Source organism: Spirulina sp. 06S082 (assembly GCF_034932145.1).
In the GTDB taxonomy this organism is placed as follows: domain Bacteria; phylum Cyanobacteriota; class Cyanobacteriia; order Cyanobacteriales; family Spirulinaceae; genus CCY15215.
In genome coordinates this window covers 1-761 of sequence record NZ_JAYGHV010000270.1, presented here as the reverse complement: position 1 = coordinate 761, position 761 = coordinate 1, and the positions used below count along the sequence as shown (strand labels likewise).

At 45.9% G+C, this 761-nt stretch carries 1 protein-coding gene; it reads left to right on the top strand.

The features are described from left to right. The coding region (locus VB714_RS15520) for a YggS family pyridoxal phosphate-dependent enzyme (RefSeq protein WP_323225539.1) at positions 1 to 658 on the top strand (658 nt) is incomplete at its 5' end. Between the last annotated feature and the right edge of the window lie 103 nt (positions 659 to 761).

Below are 761 nucleotides of genomic sequence, written 5' to 3'. Positions count from 1 at the left end.
CGATCGCCTAGAGCGAATTTACCAGCAGTTACCCTCGGGGGTTCGCGCGATCGCTGTAAGCAAGCAAGTTTCTCTCGAAGCGATGCGAGAAGCCTACCAAGCGGGAGTACGTGACTTTGCTGAGAGTCGCATTCAAGAAGCACTCCCCAAACAAGAGCAATTGCAAGATTTAAAAGATATTTGCTGGCATTTTATCGGTCATATTCAGAGTAATAAGGCCAAAAAGGCGATCGAGCATTTTGATTGGATCCACTCTTGCGATAGTCTCAAACTGGCTCAACGGCTGAATAGTCTCGCCGCAGACATTCAACGCAATCCTAAAATTTGTCTGCAAGTAAAAATCTTGCCCGATGCTAATAAATATGGTTGGAGTCAATCAGAATTACTCGCCGATCTTCCGCAACTCGATCGCCTCTCCCATTTAGAAATTCAAGGTTTGATGACAATTCTACCGATGGGACTTTCTGATGCAGAAAAGTTGGCAGCTTTTCACACAACCAAAGAACTTCGAGACCAAATCGCCCAAGACCCCAGGATCGATTTAACCCTACCCGAACTCTCAATGGGAATGTCTGGAGATTACCCCCTTGCCCTACAAGCTGGAGCAACAATGATCCGCCCTGGACGTATTATATTTGGCGATCGCCCTTCTCCTTAACATCATTTTGCCTTTAATTGCCGCGATCGACGATTAGCCCTCAACTGCTAAGATCGACTTGCTGATAAAATAAAAATCCCCTGAATACAGCACAAGTGCTTCA